This is a genomic window from Anaerotignum sp. (assembly GCF_031981185.1).
GTDB lineage: Bacteria > Bacillota > Clostridia > Lachnospirales > Anaerotignaceae > Chakrabartyella.
Genome location: NZ_DALYUL010000025.1, coordinates 13,616 through 32,335, shown reverse-complemented (window position 1 = coordinate 32,335; position 18,720 = coordinate 13,616). Strand labels below are relative to the sequence as shown.

The following is an 18,720-nucleotide window of genomic DNA, read 5'->3' as shown; positions in this document are numbered from 1 at the left end:
TTTCTTAGCCGCTGCCACTTGCTGCCAAGGGACCAGATTGCTGTGATGCTCTGCGATGGAAATCACAATCTCGTCGCCTTCCTGAACGATGTTCATGCCATAACTGTACGCAAGCAGATTTAAGGATTCTGTGGCGCTTTTGGTAAACACAATCTCTCTTGTACTGCCAGCTCCAATAAATTCCCGGACGGTTTCCCGCGCCGCTTCATAAAGCTCTGTTGCCCGTACACTGAGTGCATACGCACCTCGATGGGGGTTGGCGTTATCCCGGCTGTAATACGCAGTCAGAGCATCAATCACTGTCTGGGGTTTCTGGGTTGTGGCAGCATTATCCAAATAAATCAGCCGCTTACCGTTAACCGTTTGTTTCAAAGCAGGAAAATCTTTTATATAGGGATTAAACATGGCTCAACCTTCCTCTCACATATGAGAAAACGCTTTCTCGTAGTCTCTCATCTTCAATCTTCTCAAGCACCGGTGAAAAGGATGCTTCCACAATCACCTTTTTTGCCTCTGTTTCATTAAAGCCACGAGTCATCAGATAAAAGAGCATATCCTCATCAATTGTACCGGTGCTGACGGCATGGGCTCCTTCCACGTCCTCCTCTCCGCACAATAGAAGCGGAGTAGAAATGTTGATGATTTCAGGGCTGAGCAATACAGTGACCTCCTCCTCGCTTCCCTTGGAACCTGATGCACCGCTTTTAAAGTCTATCGTTCCACGAAACACCTTTTTACACCGATCAGCCATGACGCCGCTGGACTGAATATTGCTTACGGTGTTTTTTTGAGAGTGAGTAACGATATAGTTGATGTCCAACTTACGTTCCCCGTCTCCCAGATAAACAGAGTCAATCCGCCCCTCTGCAGCTTCCCCAATCAAATCAAGGCTGCAATTGGTAATGGATTCCTGCGCTCCCAGCTCCGCCATCAGTACCTGTACCTTTGCGTTTTCCTCTATGGAAGCCGCCACGTGATCCACATGACTGCTACCTTCCGAGAGCATCTGTACCTTGACGAGTGTTATCTCCGCACCAGCTTCTGCCCAAATACGGGTAATTCCACTATGAGAAACGGTGTCAGCTGCCTCAGAGGTGTACTGGATTATGACGGTGGCTTTACTTCCTGTTTCAGCCAGTATCAGGATATCGTCCGTCAAGACAGGGGATATTCCATCTAGAACATAAGAAAGAAGAATGGGCTTGTCCATTTCTCTTCCTTCCGGTATACGAATCATATATCCGCTGTTACGCTTTTGCGACATATAGTCCAACAGCTCTTTTTTTGCTTTGATGACAGGCAACTGCTCAAGCGGCAAGGCTCCTATCTTTTCATAAGATGACACTTCCACTCCAGCTGGTAGCACATCCTGTACAGGGTTGTTTTGATATGGTAAAACAGCAGGGAAATCCTGCTTTAAATCCGCATCATTGACATGAAGCCAGCTCCATGTCAACATAGGAATTTCATTTAAATTCTTAAACGCTTTGTTCATTTCTGGCACCTCCTTTAGCCGATACTACCTTCCAGCTCAATCGAAATCAGGTTATTCATTTCAACCGCATACTCCAAGAGCAGTTCCTTGGTAATGGGCTCCACAAACCCCCGCACGATCAAAGCCTTGGCTTCTAATTCATCCATTCCTCTAGTCATCAGATAATAGACCGCATCCTCGCTGATCCGTCCGATTTTTGCTTCATGCCCGATATCCGCCTCATCATTGCGGATGTCCATAACCGGCAGTGTATCCGCACGGGAGAGGGAGTCCATCATCAGGGATTCGCAGCTTACTGCGGATTTTACATGGTGTGCCTGAGGCAGGACATTGACCGAACTTCGGTATACAGCAATTCCACCGTCCTTGGAAATAGACCGTGAGCTGAGCGTTGACGAGGTGTGGGGAGCGGCGTGAACGACTTTAGAACCGGTATCCAGGTTTTGTCCCTTGGCGGCAAAGCTTACGCCGGTAAAGTCGGTTTTCGCGCCTTCTCCATTCAAAATGCTGGTAGGGTAAAGCATGGTAATATGAGAGCCAAAGGTGCCGGAAACCCATTCCATGCTACCGTTCTTCTCAACCAGTGCGCACTTCGTATTTAAGTTCATCATATTTTTGGACCAGTTCTCAATGGTAGAATACCGCAGAGTCGCGCCTTCCTTGACATACAACTCCACCGCACCAGCATGCAGATTGATGGTATTATATTTGGGTGCGGAACAGCCTTCAATGAAGTGAAGCTTGGCACCCTTGTCCACAATAATCAAGGTATGCTCAAACTGTCCGGCGCCGGGGGCGTTAAAGCGGAAATAGGATTGCAGAGGAATCTTAACATCCACACCTTCCGGTACATAGACAAACGAGCCGCCAGACCACACAGCTCCGTGTAAGGCCAGAAATTTATGTGAAGTTGCTGGGAGGAGCTGCATAAAATACTCCCGTACCAAAGACTCATGTTCTCTTACTGCAGTTTCCATGTCAAGGTAGACAACTCCCTGCTTCGTTAACTCCTCTTTAATGCTGTGGTAGACAACCTCGGAATCATACTGTGCGCCCACGCCAGCAAGTGATTTCCGTTCTGCTTCAGGAATTCCCAGCCGTTCAAAGGTTTCCTTGATTTCCCTTGGGACATCTTCCCAGCTTTCCTTTGCAGAAGCCTTCGGCCGCACATAGGTGACGATCTCGTCCATGTTCAGTTCGTGAAGGGATGGTCCCCACTTTGGCATGGCCATAGAATGATAGGTTTCCAGCGAGGCCAGCCGAAGTTCCAGCATCCATGAGGGTTCGTTCTTAAGGGACGAGATTTCGCTGACAATTTCCTTTGTCAGTCCTCTGTTAATGTGATAACTGTCCTTATCTGGGTTTTTAATGTCATAAAGATCACGATTAATATCTTCTACGATTGTTTTTTTCTTCTCCATCGTTTGCACCTCACTTTCCGATTGAGTTTTCCATTGAGGCAAAGCCAGTTGTTGAGATTTGCTCAATCAGATCCGTGCTTCCGGTTTTTACAATCTTTCCATCTACCAGAACATGGACATAATCCGCACGGAGCTGATCCAAAATTCGAGTGTTGTGGGTAATAATTAAAATTGCGTTATGATCATTTTTAAACTGATTGATGCCAGAAGACACGGTCTTGACCGCATCAACGTCCAATCCAGAGTCTGTTTCATCTAGAATCGCCAGCTTAGGATCAAGCATCAGCATTTGGAATATTTCGCTTTTCTTTCTCTCCCCGCCGGAAAATCCAACGTTCACATGACGCTTGGCATAGCTTTCGTCCATTTGAAGCTCCTGCATTTTTGCAAGCACTTCTTTATGGAATGGGAACGCTTTTACTTCTTTACCAGTCAGCGCAGCTCTTGCAGATTTTAAGAAATTTTCCATGGTGATACCGGGAATTTCCTCCGGAGCCTGGAAGGAAAGAAATAGCCCTTTTTTTGCCCGTTCATTGGTTTTTGCTTCCGTAATATCTTCATCCTCAAAATAAAGATGTCCGTCTGTCACGCTATAGCCCGGATGCCCCATAATAACGTTTGCCAAAGTGGATTTTCCCGCGCCGTTAGGACCCATCAAAACATGGATTTCCCCTTCCTTTATTTCTAAATGCAGCCCTTTGAGGATTTCTTTTTCCTCAACGAATGCATGCAAGTTCTCAATTTTTAATAATGTTTTCCCCATATTTGCACCTCTTCTTTCTTTATTTGAGCGGCATGAGCCACGACTACGAGTTTAAAGCAGCTGTGTTTGCAGTTTTCCTAAATCGCCGCATATGCCGTTTATTTTCCGTGTAATTTATTATCCAGTAAGCGTCATCTAGCCTGTATTCAAAACAATATCAATACCTATATAACTTGCAACGTTCATATTCCTTTTAGTGAGATGTAATCATTTCTTTCTGGTCCGATGCATAAAAACCGGACATACAGTCTGTTAGTCCACATGCTTTAAAATTTAACATGTCCTTCCGCTTTGCGCTTGTTTTATAAAAGCACGCAGTATGTTTATGGATAGTGCTTGCACAGTACTAATATCATAAATATCACCTCCCTTTCAGTACCACGGTATTATTTTGCTTAATGGTTTATCGTGCCTGGTAAGGTCTTTAAGTACCGATTTCCACTCTCTGTAATTGTCAAAATTTTTGCCCCTCTATCACTTAATCCACAGGAGCCGGACAAACTGCAGCCATGGCATGACTCTCCGCAGCTTCCTCCGCTTCCTGAAAGGGTATATAAATACTTCATTTGGCAAAGCTGTCGGATTGCCGCATCAATTACGCAGACATCCGTATTTAGTTTTTCTGCTAAATCGCTATAGCTGATGATGTTTCCTTTACCGACCTCCAAAAGAATATTGTTCAGTAGCATAATTTCACCTCCCTATATAAACAAAGCATACCGGCAGAGTAACCCTGTTACCGCCGGTACGCTTCACATTCTTACAAATACCAAAGACCGGCTTTAGATAACGAGTAATGCAATCCGATAAGCCACCCCCGCCAGTACAAGCGCCGTAATGAAATAGTAAGCCACCACCTTCAATGTCCATTTGTAAGAACCGCTCTCATTTGCCGAAGCAGCAACCGCGGCCATGCAGGGAACATTAAAGAAAAAGGCAAATATAAACGCCAATGCCTGAGGAGCCTGCACGGCTGATAATAAAGCAGCTTCCAATCCAGTCTGATTGATGGCAACAGAACTGGTAACCATTGTTCCTGCCAGGCTGGAAACGCCCGTGCCTGCGCCGAACAGAACTGCTATCGCGCCCAGTGCGGCTTCTTTTCCCATTGCCGCCACAATAAACGCAATGACAAGCTGCCAGCTAAGTCCGAAAATAGAGCCCACCGGCTCTAAGAACTTACCGACTGCATAAATTACACTGTTTTCGATATTTCCGGTGGAGGTATAGGACAGAAGCCAAATAGCAATCGCCACCAACATAATAACGCTGAATGATTTAGAAGCGATGCCTTTTATTCTTGACCAAACATAGGTAAAGATTGTTTTCCAGTTTGGTTTATGATAGGGAGGAAGCTCCATAATGAGTCCTGCCTCTCCTTCCTGCTGGGGAAGCCCTCTTTCAAAAAACCAAGAAGTGAATTTCATGTGCAGAATTGCGACCACAAATAGGCTGATTATAACCCAAACGGCGTTTACCCCGAAAAACAGACTGCTCATGAGACCTACCACACCCCATGTTCCTGCGCAGGGAACGGCCCAGCTGGTCGCAATTGTAATCAGACGCTGTCTGGATGAATCAATGACCCTTGCGCCTGAGACACCGCCAATGGTACAACCAAAGCTCATTAGGAACGGCATGACCGATTTTCCGTGGAGTCCAAGTTTGGACATCAGGTTGTCAAATACATAGGCGACTCTGGCCATGTATCCGACATCCTCCATAAATCCAAAAACAAAGCTTACACCTGATACGAAGGCCACCATGTACAGAACCATCATCAGCCCTGGCACCAGCGCCTCGACGATCAGGGATACTAAAAACGGAGCCGTACCCGCTGTCAGCAGAGCCGCCCCAGCTTGAGCAGCAAGCGTAGTGACAGCTTCTGAAATCACCTTAGCGATTAGAGCAACAATAATGCTTACAATAAATCCAAGCAAAACCAAAATAACCGCCAAAGGCTTCCCCAAATGGGATGAACTGCGATCCTGTCAAAGCCGCTTTTCTTTTGCCTCTTATTTGGATGAGCCTGCACCGCATTTGCTAAAACGTTATCAATCCATTCATACTTACAATTGGCGCCAATGATTGCACCATCACTGTAAGAATTGAGAATAGACTCCACTATTTTCCAGATAGACTGTCCTGATTTTTCTTTGGTCAGCGCCTTAATGTTATCATCACCCTCAAACAGCTTGGCAGCAATCCATTCGGAACTGTAATTTCCAATTCCGTTTTTAGGAAGTGCGGCTATAACCTTACCAAAATCTGTTCCAAAATTCTCGTGGTATTTTTGTGTAATGAAGTCCGTTCCAATATATTTTTTATCACCTGTGGCCGCCTCTAGCCGACTTAAAAACTTGGTAATACCATCCTTCTGTGTTGTCACAATCGGTACAACAGGTACCCCAAGCCGTTGTTCCAGCTTTTTGTAATCAATTTTCTTGCCGTTTTTCTCAGCCACATCAATCATCGTTGGCACGACAACCAAGGGTACGTGCACACCGATAAAATCGGACAGTAAGTACATGCTTCGTTCTAATTGCGAAGCATCAATCATTACGACAATGGCATCACTTTTGCTGGAATAAACGTAGTCCCTGGTGATCAACTCCTCTTCGGAATTCGCCGCCAGACTATATGTTCCGGGAAGATCCACAATTTTGTAGGTTGTATTATGATAAGTAAATTCCCCTTGCTTTTGCTCAACTGTTTTGCCTGCCCAGTTTCCTACATGCTGCTTGGATCCTGTCAGACCGTTAAAAAGGGTAGATTTGCCTGTATTGGGCTGCCCCATAAGGCCTATGGTAATATTTTTTTGTGCAACAGCCTGCATCGGTTACACCTCCTCTACTAAAATATTGGCCGCCTCTTTTTTGCTTATGGCAATCATTGTGTCCCTTGCGTAAATCAGCAAAGGGGACTTGCGCTTATTTTGTACCACCTCAACGACAGTGCCGATTGACAAACCAATGGATGTGATTCTGCTGATAAACCGTGATGTCCCATTCAGCTTTTTCACTTCATATGATTTGTTTTCTTTTTGTTGACTTAAACTATCCATCATATTTCCTCCTCGTTGTTTTTTGTTGTATTGTTTGAGAAGTATTATTCTCTGTACAATCATATAAGAACGCGCTATTAAGACAGCTCAGCAAGAACGGTTTTGGACTTGCATTATTTAGCATCTAAAACATTTTGTAAACCCAAGCAAAGTAAGCGACAGCTAACTGCATGGTAAAAAAAACGGATCCAAAAGTTTAAATGTTTTAGTAGCTAAAATATTGCGCAAAAAAAAAACAGCTTATCTAACAGAGAGGCATTTTTTCGGTCAATTTATCAAATAACGCAATAATTACTTTAACATCATTTTCATTCAGGGAATCCATAAATTTAATTGCATCGGCATGCATTTCCTCGTGGTGGCGTTCATGCCCATAATAGACTGTTTCGCCTTGCTTTGTCAACCGAAAAAAGGTATCTTTTTTATTGCCTTTTTCCTTGTACCGTTCAATCAGACCTTTTTTAACAAGCTTATTTGCAACCTGCGTAACTGCTCCATTCGTAACACCTAATGCGTGAGCCAGCTCACTTGCATTTGCATCCTTGTGGTTAAACATTGCCACAATCAAATGAACTTCTGAATGATGCAATAAATCTCCCGTTCCGTAGTCTCTCGCTTGTTTGGATTCCGCATTAAAACTATTAATTAGTAAGTAAATTCTCTCCATGAGTTCGACTTTCATTCTTATCACCATATGAAATTATATAGCTGCTAAAGCATTTTGTCAAGTAATGAATTTGAAAATCAAGTAATTGTTTAATACCAAATTGACTACTTTCTTCTGCTTCCTTTGGCATTTTACATTCCTCCAAACTTCATATCATGATTTTGCAGTTTTATTTCCAATTCTTCAGACGTCTGCAAACTCCAGTTTTTTGCACTCCAAAAACTGACATACACCTCTTTGCCATTACATCTAATTTCTCTTTGCTCAAAACCTTCCCCCAACCGTCACTGGCTTGACCTGTAATTTCATCTTTTATTCTGGCAAGTTCCTTATCATCAAGGGGCGCATTTAAAATGAGGTTTGCAACTCCCATCAGCTGTTCATTCACTTCTTCCACTGAGAAATCATATCTTTTTACTTTCGCATTGACGCTATCTTGGTCGCAATAGTACCTCTTCAATCCTCGTTCCGTTTTTTTGGTCAAGGCACGGTCAGCGCCTACACCCACTTCATTACTGCCCTTTGCAAGATGAGCAAAGACCAGAATCATATCAGCGCAACAGAAAAGACTGTGGAAAATAAACGCCTTTCATGATAACTTCAAAATGATATATTTTCGTATTCTAAAGAACTTATCGGTTCGTTGCATTTGCGGGAACGGCATAGGATTCCATAGAAGTATCATTCATTCCACTAATGGCGTAAATAACCTTATCAATTACTTCTGTATGAAAGTAAGACCCTTTTTTCGACATTGAGGCCAGAGTTGTCCATTTGTCAGTGGATGGATCATAAACCTCTACTGATGATAGTTCATTATCAAGATCAAGATTATACGTGTCAAAGCCACCAATGGCGTAAATTTTATTATCAATGACTTCTGTTTGGAAAACTCTGCGAACTGTGGACATAGAGGTCAAAGTCGTCCATTTGTCAGTGGATGGATTATAAACTTCTGTAGTTGATAACGATTTTCCTTTCGAATCCCCAACTTTAACGTTATGACCTCCAATGGCATAAATTTCTCCGTTAATAACTTCTGTTTGAAACCAACACCTAGTTGTTGACATAGAAGCCAAAGTCGTCCATTTGTCAGTGGATGGATCATAAACTTCTGTGGTTGAAATAGAATCAATACTAGAGTTGCAACCGGGTCCAAGAAGGAGCACACCACTATATCCTCCAATGGCATAAATTTTACCACCAATAACTTCTGTTTGGAATCCCGAGCGGGGCGTTGTCATAGGAGTCAAAACAGCCCATGTATCGGTAGAAGGATCATAAACTTCAGTTGTTGATGTACAAGTGCCGTCTAGAATGTTGCCAATGACATAAATTTTACCGTCAACAACCTCTGTTTTAAAGTCGTCAGGGTCCCACAGAGTTATAGGCATAGGAGCTAACTTTGTCCATTTATTTTTAGAAGAGTCATACACTTCTGTAGATGATACTAGTTCCATATTATCAAAATTTTTACCCCCAATAACATATATTTTATGACCAATAACTGCTGTTTTGAAAGCAACTCGAGCTGTAGGCATATAAGCAAGTTTCTTCCATTTATTTGTAGAAGGGTCGTAAACTTCTGTGGGTGCTACGTAATCGCTGTTCCAACCGCCTCCAGTAGTATAAATTTTACCATCAATAACTTCTGATTCAAACATCGATCTAGCTGTAGGCATAGAAGCTAGTTCTTTCCATCCTGTTTCTTCTTCGTTAGTACATGCACTTGTTTCATCTTGGTTAACACATGCACTTATGTTCGGCACAAAAAGAGTTGCTACTACTACTATTCCCAAAATTTTAACCAATATTTTCTTCATCATGAACCTCTTTCACATTAATCATAATATGATAAAATAATATCTCAGTTTACATTTTTTGTAAATACCTTTCGACATTACAGTCAATGTATTTAAGATTGGAGAAAATGTTGGCTAAAAAACGAAACTGATGTTGGTAACATAAAGTGATCTAAACAACTAAATTTTAATTTTGTATGCCCATTTTTCTTTCAGATAATTTTACTAGTGAGTTTAATTAATCCTAAAAATATTCCTTCTAAAACTTGCAGGAAAAGTAATTATTATGTAGATAAGTATTAATGTTTTCTAATACTCTAAAATTAATCTTGTTATTATTTTTTAGGCAAAAAAAACTTATATAATTTTATCTAAATCATTTAATATCTCATAAAAAACTATTTATAGAAAATTTCACACAGACTTTTCTTTATTGGCCAATAAACTCCACATCTTCTTTTTCTATGTATAAGCCAAAAGCCCCAGGAAATGTAACGTAATAATTTGTATCATTTTCATTCTGAATTTTTCCAATCCTTGTACTATCAAGTATATAGGACGATTGTACTTCATTATTTTCAAGAATACCCACAGTTCCTTTTTTCACTCTAACCTCCATATTAATTACAGTACCTGAAGTTGAAAGAACTCCAATAAAGTCTTTTTTTACCCACATTTCAGGATAATTTACTGATGCTTCACTTAATAATTTAATATAATACCAACCATTACTTTCTCCAATTACTTCTATAGCCGTACCTTTTGATAATAATTTTATTGCTCCTGAATTTTCGTTAGCACCGTAGTATGCATTTGTTTTATCTAAAATATATTTTTCTTCACTTATTGATTTAAAATTTATATTTTCATCATTTTGAGTTAAATACCAAGTTGGTACATATCCTTCTATGCTAATTTTTGTAAAATATGCATCTCCACTTTCTATGATTTTTATACTATTTGGATTAACATTAATGCAGTATGGATTAATATTAGCAATTGGACCAGTTGCCGAAAACCATTCTTCATAAGCTCCGTCAATGAAATTATGAAAATATAGGTGAGGGACTTCTTTTAGGTGCCATTGTATGTTATCCGTATTAATTATAGAGACGTCATCTAAAGTTGTATTTTGTTGAACATTACCATTCTCATTAGCAAGATAATTTCCAGAAGAATTCAATTGTTTTTCATATGTTAAGATCGTAGATTTCAAATTATTGTTTAAAGAGTACTGTATAACATTAAAGCAAATACTCAAAATCGATATAAAACAAATACCTAAAATTTGCTTTTTCATAAGAATCCCCCTCTATAATATATTTTTAAACGATAATATCAACAAGGTACGGCGGCAGATCAATCCAAAATTGAAAATTGACGGTATCCTGCTCAAAATGGTAAAAAAATCAAGGTATTTAATCCAGACATCCCCCATTCCGTCCGTGCCGCCGAAATTACGGCGGAGGGTAAGACCATTTTCGCCCACGATCCGAAAGGTAAAGTGGCCGAGGTCATCAGGAGTTGACAAAGGAAGTGCTGAAGATTGAAAAGCAGCGCCAAAAACATATGTCTCCCTAAACCCGTTGAAACGTGTGTCCGTCGAACATATCCAAAAAAACATAGGTTGGCCTCTATATTTCAAAACCAACCTATGTTGCAAACCGGATGCAGACCTTTGTTATGCGGCATTACAGCATTTATGTTCTACTAGATTAACTGATATTCCTTGAGCAGTTTTTCAATATCCGTTCCTGCAACCTTTTTGAGAACTTCACCAAGAACAGCCTTTTGCTTCGGATCAAACTCCATTTCCGTAATTTTTTTGCCATCACTCATTTTTGATGTAGCATTCAGCAAATCACGAACATCATAAGTGCTTCCCCAAACTTCGGGTACACCCCTGTCAATATCCAAAAGTGTGTAAACACTCTCCATGGCCGTACGTACGGAATATTCGATCGTAAAAATTGTATCGCGTTTTGTTTCAGCAAATTGCCCAAGAAAAGCAAAATTCACACTGCCATTTGGGATAACATCAGGACGGTCACCTGCCTCACGAGGCATAAAAAATGCGGTAATATAAGGCATCATGCAAGGTACCGTGTTAGCACTATTCTCTGCCATTTCTTCAATTTGATTCTCCGGTACTCCAATATGGTATAGCCATTCCATACAGATTTCCTTACCGGTACAATCACGCATAGCCTTTTTCACAAAGTTGCCGGGCTTGTCGGTAAACAATCCATAGATCCAGCCGACCAGCTGATCTTTCGGCTGACTGCGAAAATGAGGCTGACGGTTAAAGGTCCAGCTAAGCAGCCAATTGGAATCCTTGGCAGTAACGATACCTCCAGTAACCACCTTGCCGCTGAAAGGATCACGTTTACAGATTTTCTGTATATAAGGAGGAATACGATCATCCAATGTTGTCACAGTAGCAGACATCCAATTGCTTTGCTCCGCATCATAACAGAATTTATCCGGGTGTCCAAAGGAAGGATCTTGTGCCGCAATTTTCCGCCACATATCCCAGCCGCCGCCTTTTTTAATTTCATAATTAAAGGGTGCCGGTGTATCCTGATTACCGATGGAAGAGTTTTCAACGCATCCGCCATTGGTGATAAACACCAAATCGTCTTCGGTCAAGTCAATGTGTTCCTCATTGCCATCTCGGATGATATCAATCACTTTTGCAACTTTTTTATCTGATTTTACATCAAATACAATATTTTCCACTTTGGTTCCAAAGTGAAACTGAACATTATGGGCTTCCAGATACTTCACTAATGGCAGAATCATGGATTCATACTGGTTAAGCTTCGTGAAGCGAACGGCTGTAAAATCAGGCATTCCACCAATATGATGAATGAAGCGCTTAATATATAATTTCATTTCCAGTGCACTGTGCCAGTTCTCAAAAGCGAACATTGTGCGCCAATACAGCCAGAAATTAGAGTTCAGAACCTCATCACTGAACACTTCGGAGATACGCTTATTGTATAGCGCCTCATCCGGTGTAAAGAATAACTTCATAATTTCCTGCATACCTTCATTTGACAAAGCAAACTTACCATCCGTATGAGCATCCTCACCACGATTCACCGTTGCACGTGTGAGAGAGCTGTTTGGATCATGCTTATTCAGCCAATAAAATTCATCCAGCACACTGGCACCCTCTGTTTCCAGAGATGGGATAGAGTGAAATAGATCCCATAGGCATTCATAGCGGTTATCCACTTCTCGTCCGCCGCGGATCACAAATCCGGTATTATCATATTCATAGCCGTCACAGGCACCCCCTGCAAGCGGATCCTTTTCTAAGATGTGAATTCTTTTCCCATCCATTTGTCCGTCGCGAACAAGAAAAGCTGCGGCTGCAAGGGAAGCAAGACCAGAACCAATCAAGTAGGCCGATTTGCGTTCCACTCCCTGAGGTTTCTCTGGGCGGGCAAGTGATTCATAATTTCCTTTTGAATAATACATAGCAATTACCTCCGTGTTTGTTTGATTTTTGTTTACAATAACCATTTTGTTTGATTTATATTTACAATAACCATTATAATTTTTATTGCAATTTCTACAATCATCAATAAAATGGCTTTGATTAAAATCTTATCACATCGGCAATTTTGTCTATTTATTAATCATTTAAAATGTTTTGTTTCGATTTGTTCTGCTGAAACTTACTTAAAGCTTTTGCTACGTCACCTTGAATTAATGTGCTGATTCTATCAATAATTACCTGAGGATCTTCCTTCATATCTTTTTTGATCCAATCCAACAGCAGCCCTACAAAGGAGAAATTGTAAAAGTCTGCAATAAATTTCTTATCGTCTTCCCTCACTCTTAGGCCAGCCGCTTTTTCCTCAACTACCCCCCGCAGCAGATCATAGGTAATTGCATAAAAATAGTCTACTATTTTTTCCCGGCTGATGGAATGATAAACATTTGAGACAAAAGGTTTATTTGCCAGTACCATTTGGAAGGTTTGCAAAAACCCCTGCTGCCAGGTGTCATAGGTTTTCTTGCCGTTGATTGCTCTTGCTGTTTCCTCAACGCAGATCCACTCAATCAAATCATAAATATCCTTAAAGTGATAATAAAAGGTCATACGGTTAATCCCGCAGTCATTTGTAATATCTGAGATAGTGATCTTATCAAGTGATTTTTGAAGTAAACGATTTTTAAGCGATGCCTCTAAAGCCCTTTTTGTTACCTCCGACATCCGAGATCCTCCTTTGTAATAATTCTTGCTACACTGTGCGTCTTAATTTTCTTCTAAATAATCCTTACAATATGTTCAAATACTCATGGATACCTTTCAAGAACAGACACATCATGACTGAGTAAAGGCATAACTCTTGCTCTCCTTTGTATTATTTAAAGAGTACTTACTTAAGCTGCTGTTGATCTGATCCTACAACTCATATCGATCTCTTTCCTAAGTATACTTACTATAAAAAGAGCACATCGTCAATAGTACGATACAGTAAGAGTGCGCTTCAAGGAGAAATAAAGATTAAAATACATATATCTTATAGTATCCCATCTTCAATGGTGGAATACTTTTATATAGGTTAATGTCGATAAAAAAGAATACTTAATGTTATATTAATGTATTTCACTATAATTTTACATATCCTCCACCTCAGTCTTTTTTTGGCTACTTCGTTGTCTTCCGTCTGATTTATAAAAGCTAACATAAGCAGAGTCTCGATTTGACATAAGGTCATCTAAATTTTGAGCAATTACACTAAAAAAGTTTGTTTAATTGGATCTGGTGCTATTACTGTTGAATGGATATTATATTAATGCAATTCTAATCGTGCGGCTTCACTTAATGCCTCAACGCTGATTTGGTCTAGGATGCTGCCCACACCTCCATTTACTCTTACACTGAAATTCACTCTTCAATTTAGGAGATTCATTTAAAATACTATCCATATGTCTATCTCGTCCACTCAACCTACCAAAGATTTTTTGGGTAGAGTAAGAGGATATTACTTTTGATAAATCACTGGAGATGCTGACACCACCAATTGGACGAAATTCCGGTCAACTGCAATTGGTTCCTCAGCTATTCCAAGGTGTATACTAAACATGAAAAACTTTTCTCTCTCATCTGGGCTAATCCGAATATTTCCATTGCCAAATGAATAGGTATACTACCAATGTAAGGTTAATGAAGTGATATTTATGCTTCAACAGAGGATTACGTCCGGCTGTCCATACAGTATAACCTGAACCAAATTACTTTTGACGAAAAGGCACCTCCTAATCGAGATAATGGTATAAAACTCTTCGGTTATAAGACACATTTTACAAATATTTAGCATGAAAATAGCAAAACCGCCAACAATAAAATCCTTGACACTTTAGGTGCTTTATTCTTAGTAGTTAAAAAATCAACAGGCACAGAGAAAACACCCTACTCCTATTTTAATGCCTATTCATAGTAGTCCACATCCTGTGTTACCACTATCCTCAAGTGTAACTGTATCTCCAGCTTCATGCCCTTATGTACCCTTATGGAGGAAAATCATCCTTTTCACAAGGTCTTGGTCAAAGACCCTTACCTGTGGGTTAACATAACCTATGGTTCTATCTAATTCCTCAGCCCTTTGAACATAACTTTCCGCATTTTTCTGTGCTTGAACCATCTTTATTTTTGCAGTTTTCAGTTCATTTATCTGCTCCGATAATTTCTTATACTCTACGTCGAATTCTACGCTGGCAGCTCCTTCTTTTGCGTTATTTTCTATGAAAATAAACATCTGATCTTGAAGCTATTTTATCTGTTCGTCATATTCGGTTGTAACCTCTTTGGTGCTGTAGTTACTGATAACTCTTATACATTTTCTTGGAATGTGTCTATAGACTCCCCTGTATTTTCTACTACATTATTTATGGCTTTATATAATTGCATCATGTAGTTGTTCTTCTTTTAATGTAGGTGAGTTCTGGCATGTTGTTTTTGTATCTTGATTTTATACCTTGTTTCAGCCTATCCTCGCATCTCCACACTGCCGATTTTTCACCATACTTGGACCATATCTGTCTACGGTAGGCATGCCCAAATTCTGCACATACCATCAGATCCTTAAGTATATATTTAGAACTGTATTTGCTTTTCTCTCTTAATTCCTTGTTCTTTTTTCTTGTAACTGCAGCTTTATTTAAACTTGCTCGCCTTGCTTTTTTTGCTTGTACTTGATGGAATAACTCCTTTGGGATGATTGCCTCATGGTTATCCTCTATGTAGTACTGTCTGACATATCCATCATTCTTCACCCTTTTCTTGGTGAGAAAATCTACTGTATAGGTCTTTTGCATACGAGCGTCACCGCATAGTTTTTCGTTTTAACAAAACTTTCTTCAGGGGTTTCCGTTCTATTTAGCCGTTACAGCCACCAACTATTTCATACACATTCAATCACACTCTAAGTTTGCTTTTCAAACATATCATAAATTATTGGTACCAGTATTAGATTTATAATCATAGCTACAAGTAAACCTATTATCATCAATCTAGCCATAGGAACAAATAGTTCATTTCCGCCAAAACCAAGTGGAATTAATCCAAGTACAGTTGTCATAGTGCTCATAAGAATTGGACGGAATCTTTTTCTTCCTGCCTCAAGACAAGCTTCATCCACAGTTGCCCCTAGTGCTCTTTCCTCATTAATAAATTCAATTAATACAACAGCATTAGCAAGTACACAGCCAAGAAGGCTTACCGCACCTAGCAATGCAAAAAAAGTTAAACGCTCCCCTGTAATAAATAGCCCTGCTACCCCAGATAATATTCCAAAAGGAACAGATGTAAAGATAAAAAACGGAATCTTTATAGAATTAAATTTAAACAATAAAATCATAAAGATAACTGCTATGGATAGAACTGCGACTTCTGCAATTGAAGTCAATACGTCCATAAAATCATGCTTCATTCCTGATTTTTCCAAAGTTACTCCATCTGGAAACTCTGTGTTTTCTAGCATCTTTTCCAATTTTGTCTGAAGGGTAATGTCACTGTAGTTTGACCTGTAGTAACACCCTATAGCCCTTCCCCTTCGTCCATCAATTCTTGTTATTGTACTAATTTCTGGATTCAGCTGTACATCTGTGAATTGCTGGAGGGCATACTTATTTTGATTAACAGAAGATTTTATTCGAAAATTCTTTAATGCATTTTGGCTTTCTATATCACTATCTAATACAAGTTCATATTCTTTACCTTCATTGCGATATATAGAAACATTTCTTCCCATCAATGCAATACTCAATTCATTTTGTACCTCTGCTTTTGTAAGACTAAAACTATTAAGTTTATTCGTATCCATATTAACATAATAATTATAAGTAGCAAGTTCTTGTCCTGCATCTATGTATTTAGCTCCTTCTAACTGCCTCATCAAACTAGCTACTTTTTCCGCAGACTGATTTAAGTCATCCAAATCATCACTATAAATCTTCATTTCAAGTGGTTTTGATGTAAAAGCAATTATCCCTAATTCATCAACTAAAACATTTCCTCCACTAATATTAGAATCTATCTCATTCTGCAAGAAGTCAACCATCTCATTCGTTTCATGAAATCTTCCACCTTTGGATAAATCAACTCTAACAAAAATATCCCCTACATTTTTTCCTGTTGCCTTTGGCATTATCGAATAATCATATCTTGGAATTCCTATTCCAATTCCAGACATATAATATTTTGTCTCAGGTTGTTTGTCTAAAATCTTTTCAATTTCATGTATCAGAGCCGCTGTTTTTTCAATATCATTTTCATCATTTCCTTTTACATTAATGGTTACTACATCTTTATACGCTTTTGGGATTACCTGCATATCAATCATTGATAAGGTTGACCCACATACAACCATGAATACTAATGCTATCAAAATGGTGCGTTTTTTATTTCTAAAAGCCTTTTTAAATATGTAGTCATACATAGTAACTAATTTTCCAGAATTCTCTTTTTTTACTTTAGATGGCTTTAAAAATAAATATGAAAAAAGTGGAGTAACTGCAATTGATACAAAAAAAGAAGCAACTAAGCAAGTTATAATTACTACTGGTAAAGTAAATGCCAATTGACGATATGCGCCAGACAATGCCAGCAAGGAGGCAAATGCACTAACTGTTGTGAGCATAGATATAAACACCGGCATAATCATCTTTTTCGTTCCTTCAATTACTGCACTTTTTCTTTCCATCCCAATATCTAGATTTGTTTGGATGGCATCACTAATCACAATTGCATTGTCTACCAACATTCCCAACACAATAATCAATGCTGCCAGCGAAACAAACTGGATTTCTGTTCCCATGAGTTTCATCACAACAAAATTAATTAGAATAGACAGTGGAATTGCAACTGAAACAACCAAACCATTTCTAAAATTCATTCCTAACATAACAACAATAAGAACTAAGATAATAGATTCTAGCAAATTCCAAATAAAACTATTTACAGCATCAGATACCACATCCGGTTGAAAATACACCTCATGTACCTGAATATTTGAAGGAATATAATTACAATATTGCCCAATACACTGACGTATAGAATCTCCAAAATTAACTACATTTATCCCTGAGTCAAAATACAAAGCTATTAAATTAGCATCCTCTTTATTATAAGTATAATGAGCGCTGTCTTCAGGGTTTTGTATCTGAATATCAGCTATATCAGAAAGTCGAGTAATTGTTCCCGCCGCAGATTGACCTATAACAATATTTCTGATCTCATCCAAACTTTCAAATTTTCCATTTGAATTAACAGTCATAACACTGTCATCAATATCAATGTCTCCTATTGGTATAATACTATTTTGTGCGCCAATAATATTTGCTATTTCTGAGAGTGATATATCAAGATTATTTAATTGTGCCGAATGTACATGGACTTTTACTTGGGAATTCCGCTGACCATAGACATCTACCTTACGAACGCCATCTAAAAGTTCCAATTGATTTTTCAAATCATCCGTTCTCTGTGCTAGTTCGTCTCCACTCACATCACTTCCTGTAACAGCCACAATCATACCTGCCGTATCCATGATGTCTGTATCAATTGACACAGATGTCACTCCTGAAGGTAAAGTTTCTTTTAATTCTTCTAAACGATTTCTCAAATCATCAAAACTTTCGTCCACTTCTTTTTGGCTAATATCCATACTTAAAGAAACCATAACTGCACTTACACTATTCATAGTAGTAGATGTACAAGTGTCAAAACCTTTTGTTTGCCGAACTACCTCCTCCAATTTTTTGGTCACCAGTTCTTCCATATCTTCTGCCGATGCTCCAGGGTATACAACACTAACAGAGGCTACAGGTAATACAACTTCTGGAAAATGTTGTTTTGGTATAGATATATAGCTGAAAATACCACTTACGATTACAGCAATCACAACAATTAAAACTATATTCTTTTTATTAATAATACTATTTACAAAACTTTTCACAAAATTTTCCCTCATATTTATTTCCCCTATCT

At 39.2% G+C, this 18,720-nt stretch carries 18 protein-coding genes and 1 pseudogene; 1 reads left to right on the top strand and 18 read right to left on the bottom strand.

Annotation, left to right across the window (positions count from 1 at the left end; genetic code table 11):
• The 13 genes from RTK36_RS13210 to RTK36_RS13150 form a co-directional block, all read right to left on the bottom strand.
• Positions 1-405, bottom strand: a 405-nt coding sequence (locus RTK36_RS13210) for an aminotransferase class V-fold PLP-dependent enzyme (RefSeq protein ID WP_331655057.1), incomplete at its 3' end; no start/stop codon positions are given.
• Positions 398-1,495 (bottom strand): Fe-S cluster assembly protein SufD, encoded by a 1,098-nt coding sequence (sufD, locus tag RTK36_RS13205; RefSeq protein ID WP_312047709.1) that lies wholly within the window; start codon positions 1,493-1,495, stop codon positions 398-400. The genes sufD and RTK36_RS13210, both read right to left, overlap by 8 nt.
• Positions 1,496-1,509: 14 nt before the next feature.
• Positions 1,510-2,916 carry a Fe-S cluster assembly protein SufB gene (gene sufB, locus RTK36_RS13200; RefSeq protein WP_312047708.1) on the bottom strand — a complete coding sequence of 469 codons (1,407 nt, stop codon included), beginning with the start codon at positions 2,914-2,916 and terminating at the stop codon, positions 1,510-1,512.
• A gap of 10 nt (positions 2,917-2,926) precedes the next feature.
• Positions 2,927-3,679: a Fe-S cluster assembly ATPase SufC gene (gene sufC / locus RTK36_RS13195; RefSeq protein WP_312047707.1), complete on the bottom strand. Its 753-nt coding sequence runs from the start codon at positions 3,677-3,679 to the stop codon at positions 2,927-2,929.
• Positions 3,680-4,074: 395 nt separating this feature from the next.
• Positions 4,075-4,368 (bottom strand): hypothetical protein, encoded by a 294-nt coding sequence (locus tag RTK36_RS13190; RefSeq protein WP_312047706.1) that lies wholly within the window; start codon positions 4,366-4,368, stop codon positions 4,075-4,077.
• Between the two features lie 93 nt (positions 4,369-4,461).
• Positions 4,462-5,637, bottom strand: coding sequence for a nucleoside recognition domain-containing protein (locus tag RTK36_RS13185; RefSeq protein ID WP_312047705.1), 1,176 nt, complete (start codon positions 5,635-5,637; stop codon positions 4,462-4,464).
• The gene (locus RTK36_RS13180) at positions 5,601-6,515 is read right to left on the bottom strand and encodes a FeoB small GTPase domain-containing protein (RefSeq protein WP_312047704.1); all 915 of its coding nucleotides are present in this window, start codon (positions 6,513-6,515) and stop codon (positions 5,601-5,603) included. The genes RTK36_RS13185 and RTK36_RS13180 overlap by 37 nt, the downstream gene beginning before the upstream one ends.
• Positions 6,516-6,518: 3 nt before the next feature.
• Positions 6,519-6,743 carry a FeoA family protein gene (locus RTK36_RS13175; RefSeq protein ID WP_312047703.1) on the bottom strand — a complete coding sequence of 75 codons (225 nt, stop codon included), beginning with the start codon at positions 6,741-6,743 and terminating at the stop codon, positions 6,519-6,521.
• A gap of 244 nt (positions 6,744-6,987) precedes the next feature.
• On the bottom strand, positions 6,988-7,425 hold the full coding sequence (locus RTK36_RS13170; RefSeq protein WP_312047702.1) for a MarR family winged helix-turn-helix transcriptional regulator: 438 nt from the start codon (positions 7,423-7,425) through the stop codon (positions 6,988-6,990).
• On the bottom strand, positions 7,385-7,540 hold the full coding sequence (locus RTK36_RS13165) for a hypothetical protein (protein ID WP_312047701.1): 156 nt from the start codon (positions 7,538-7,540) through the stop codon (positions 7,385-7,387). Before RTK36_RS13165 ends, RTK36_RS13170 begins: the two co-directional genes overlap by 41 nt.
• Before the next feature lie 39 nt (positions 7,541-7,579).
• Positions 7,580-7,960, bottom strand: coding sequence for a hypothetical protein (locus RTK36_RS13160; protein WP_312047700.1), 381 nt, complete (start codon positions 7,958-7,960; stop codon positions 7,580-7,582).
• Between the two features lie 82 nt (positions 7,961-8,042).
• Positions 8,043-9,179, bottom strand: a complete 1,137-nt coding sequence (locus RTK36_RS13155) for a Kelch repeat-containing protein (RefSeq protein WP_312047699.1) — start codon at positions 9,177-9,179, stop codon at positions 8,043-8,045.
• 463 nt (positions 9,180-9,642) lie between these two features.
• On the bottom strand, positions 9,643-10,512 hold the full coding sequence (locus RTK36_RS13150; RefSeq protein WP_312047729.1) for a hypothetical protein: 870 nt from the start codon (positions 10,510-10,512) through the stop codon (positions 9,643-9,645).
• Between the two features lie 25 nt (positions 10,513-10,537).
• On the opposite strand from RTK36_RS13150, the pseudogene RTK36_RS13145 reads away from it, so the two are divergent.
• Positions 10,538-10,793 (top strand): annotated as a pseudogene (locus RTK36_RS13145) (ParA family protein); the annotation flags it as partial.
• Between the two features lie 129 nt (positions 10,794-10,922).
• On the opposite strand, the gene RTK36_RS13140 reads toward RTK36_RS13145, so the two are convergent.
• The 5 genes from RTK36_RS13140 to RTK36_RS13120 all read right to left on the bottom strand — a co-directional run bounded on the left by RTK36_RS13140 (position 10,923) and on the right by RTK36_RS13120 (position 18,703).
• On the bottom strand, positions 10,923-12,698 hold the full coding sequence (locus RTK36_RS13140) for an oleate hydratase (RefSeq protein WP_312047698.1): 1,776 nt from the start codon (positions 12,696-12,698) through the stop codon (positions 10,923-10,925).
• A gap of 157 nt (positions 12,699-12,855) precedes the next feature.
• Complete coding sequence (locus RTK36_RS13135) at positions 12,856-13,440, bottom strand: TetR-like C-terminal domain-containing protein (protein ID WP_312047697.1); 585 nt, start codon at positions 13,438-13,440, stop codon at positions 12,856-12,858.
• 1,291 nt (positions 13,441-14,731) lie between these two features.
• A complete protein-coding gene (locus RTK36_RS13130) occupies positions 14,732-14,989 on the bottom strand; it encodes a hypothetical protein (protein WP_312047696.1) in 258 nt (85 codons plus the stop codon).
• 151 nt (positions 14,990-15,140) lie between these two features.
• The gene (locus tag RTK36_RS13125) at positions 15,141-15,548 is read right to left on the bottom strand and encodes a recombinase family protein (protein WP_312047695.1); all 408 of its coding nucleotides are present in this window, start codon (positions 15,546-15,548) and stop codon (positions 15,141-15,143) included.
• A 107-nt stretch (positions 15,549-15,655) separates the two neighbouring features.
• Positions 15,656-18,703: an efflux RND transporter permease subunit gene (locus RTK36_RS13120; protein WP_312047694.1), complete on the bottom strand. Its 3,048-nt coding sequence runs from the start codon at positions 18,701-18,703 to the stop codon at positions 15,656-15,658.
• Between the last annotated feature and the right edge of the window lie 17 nt (positions 18,704-18,720).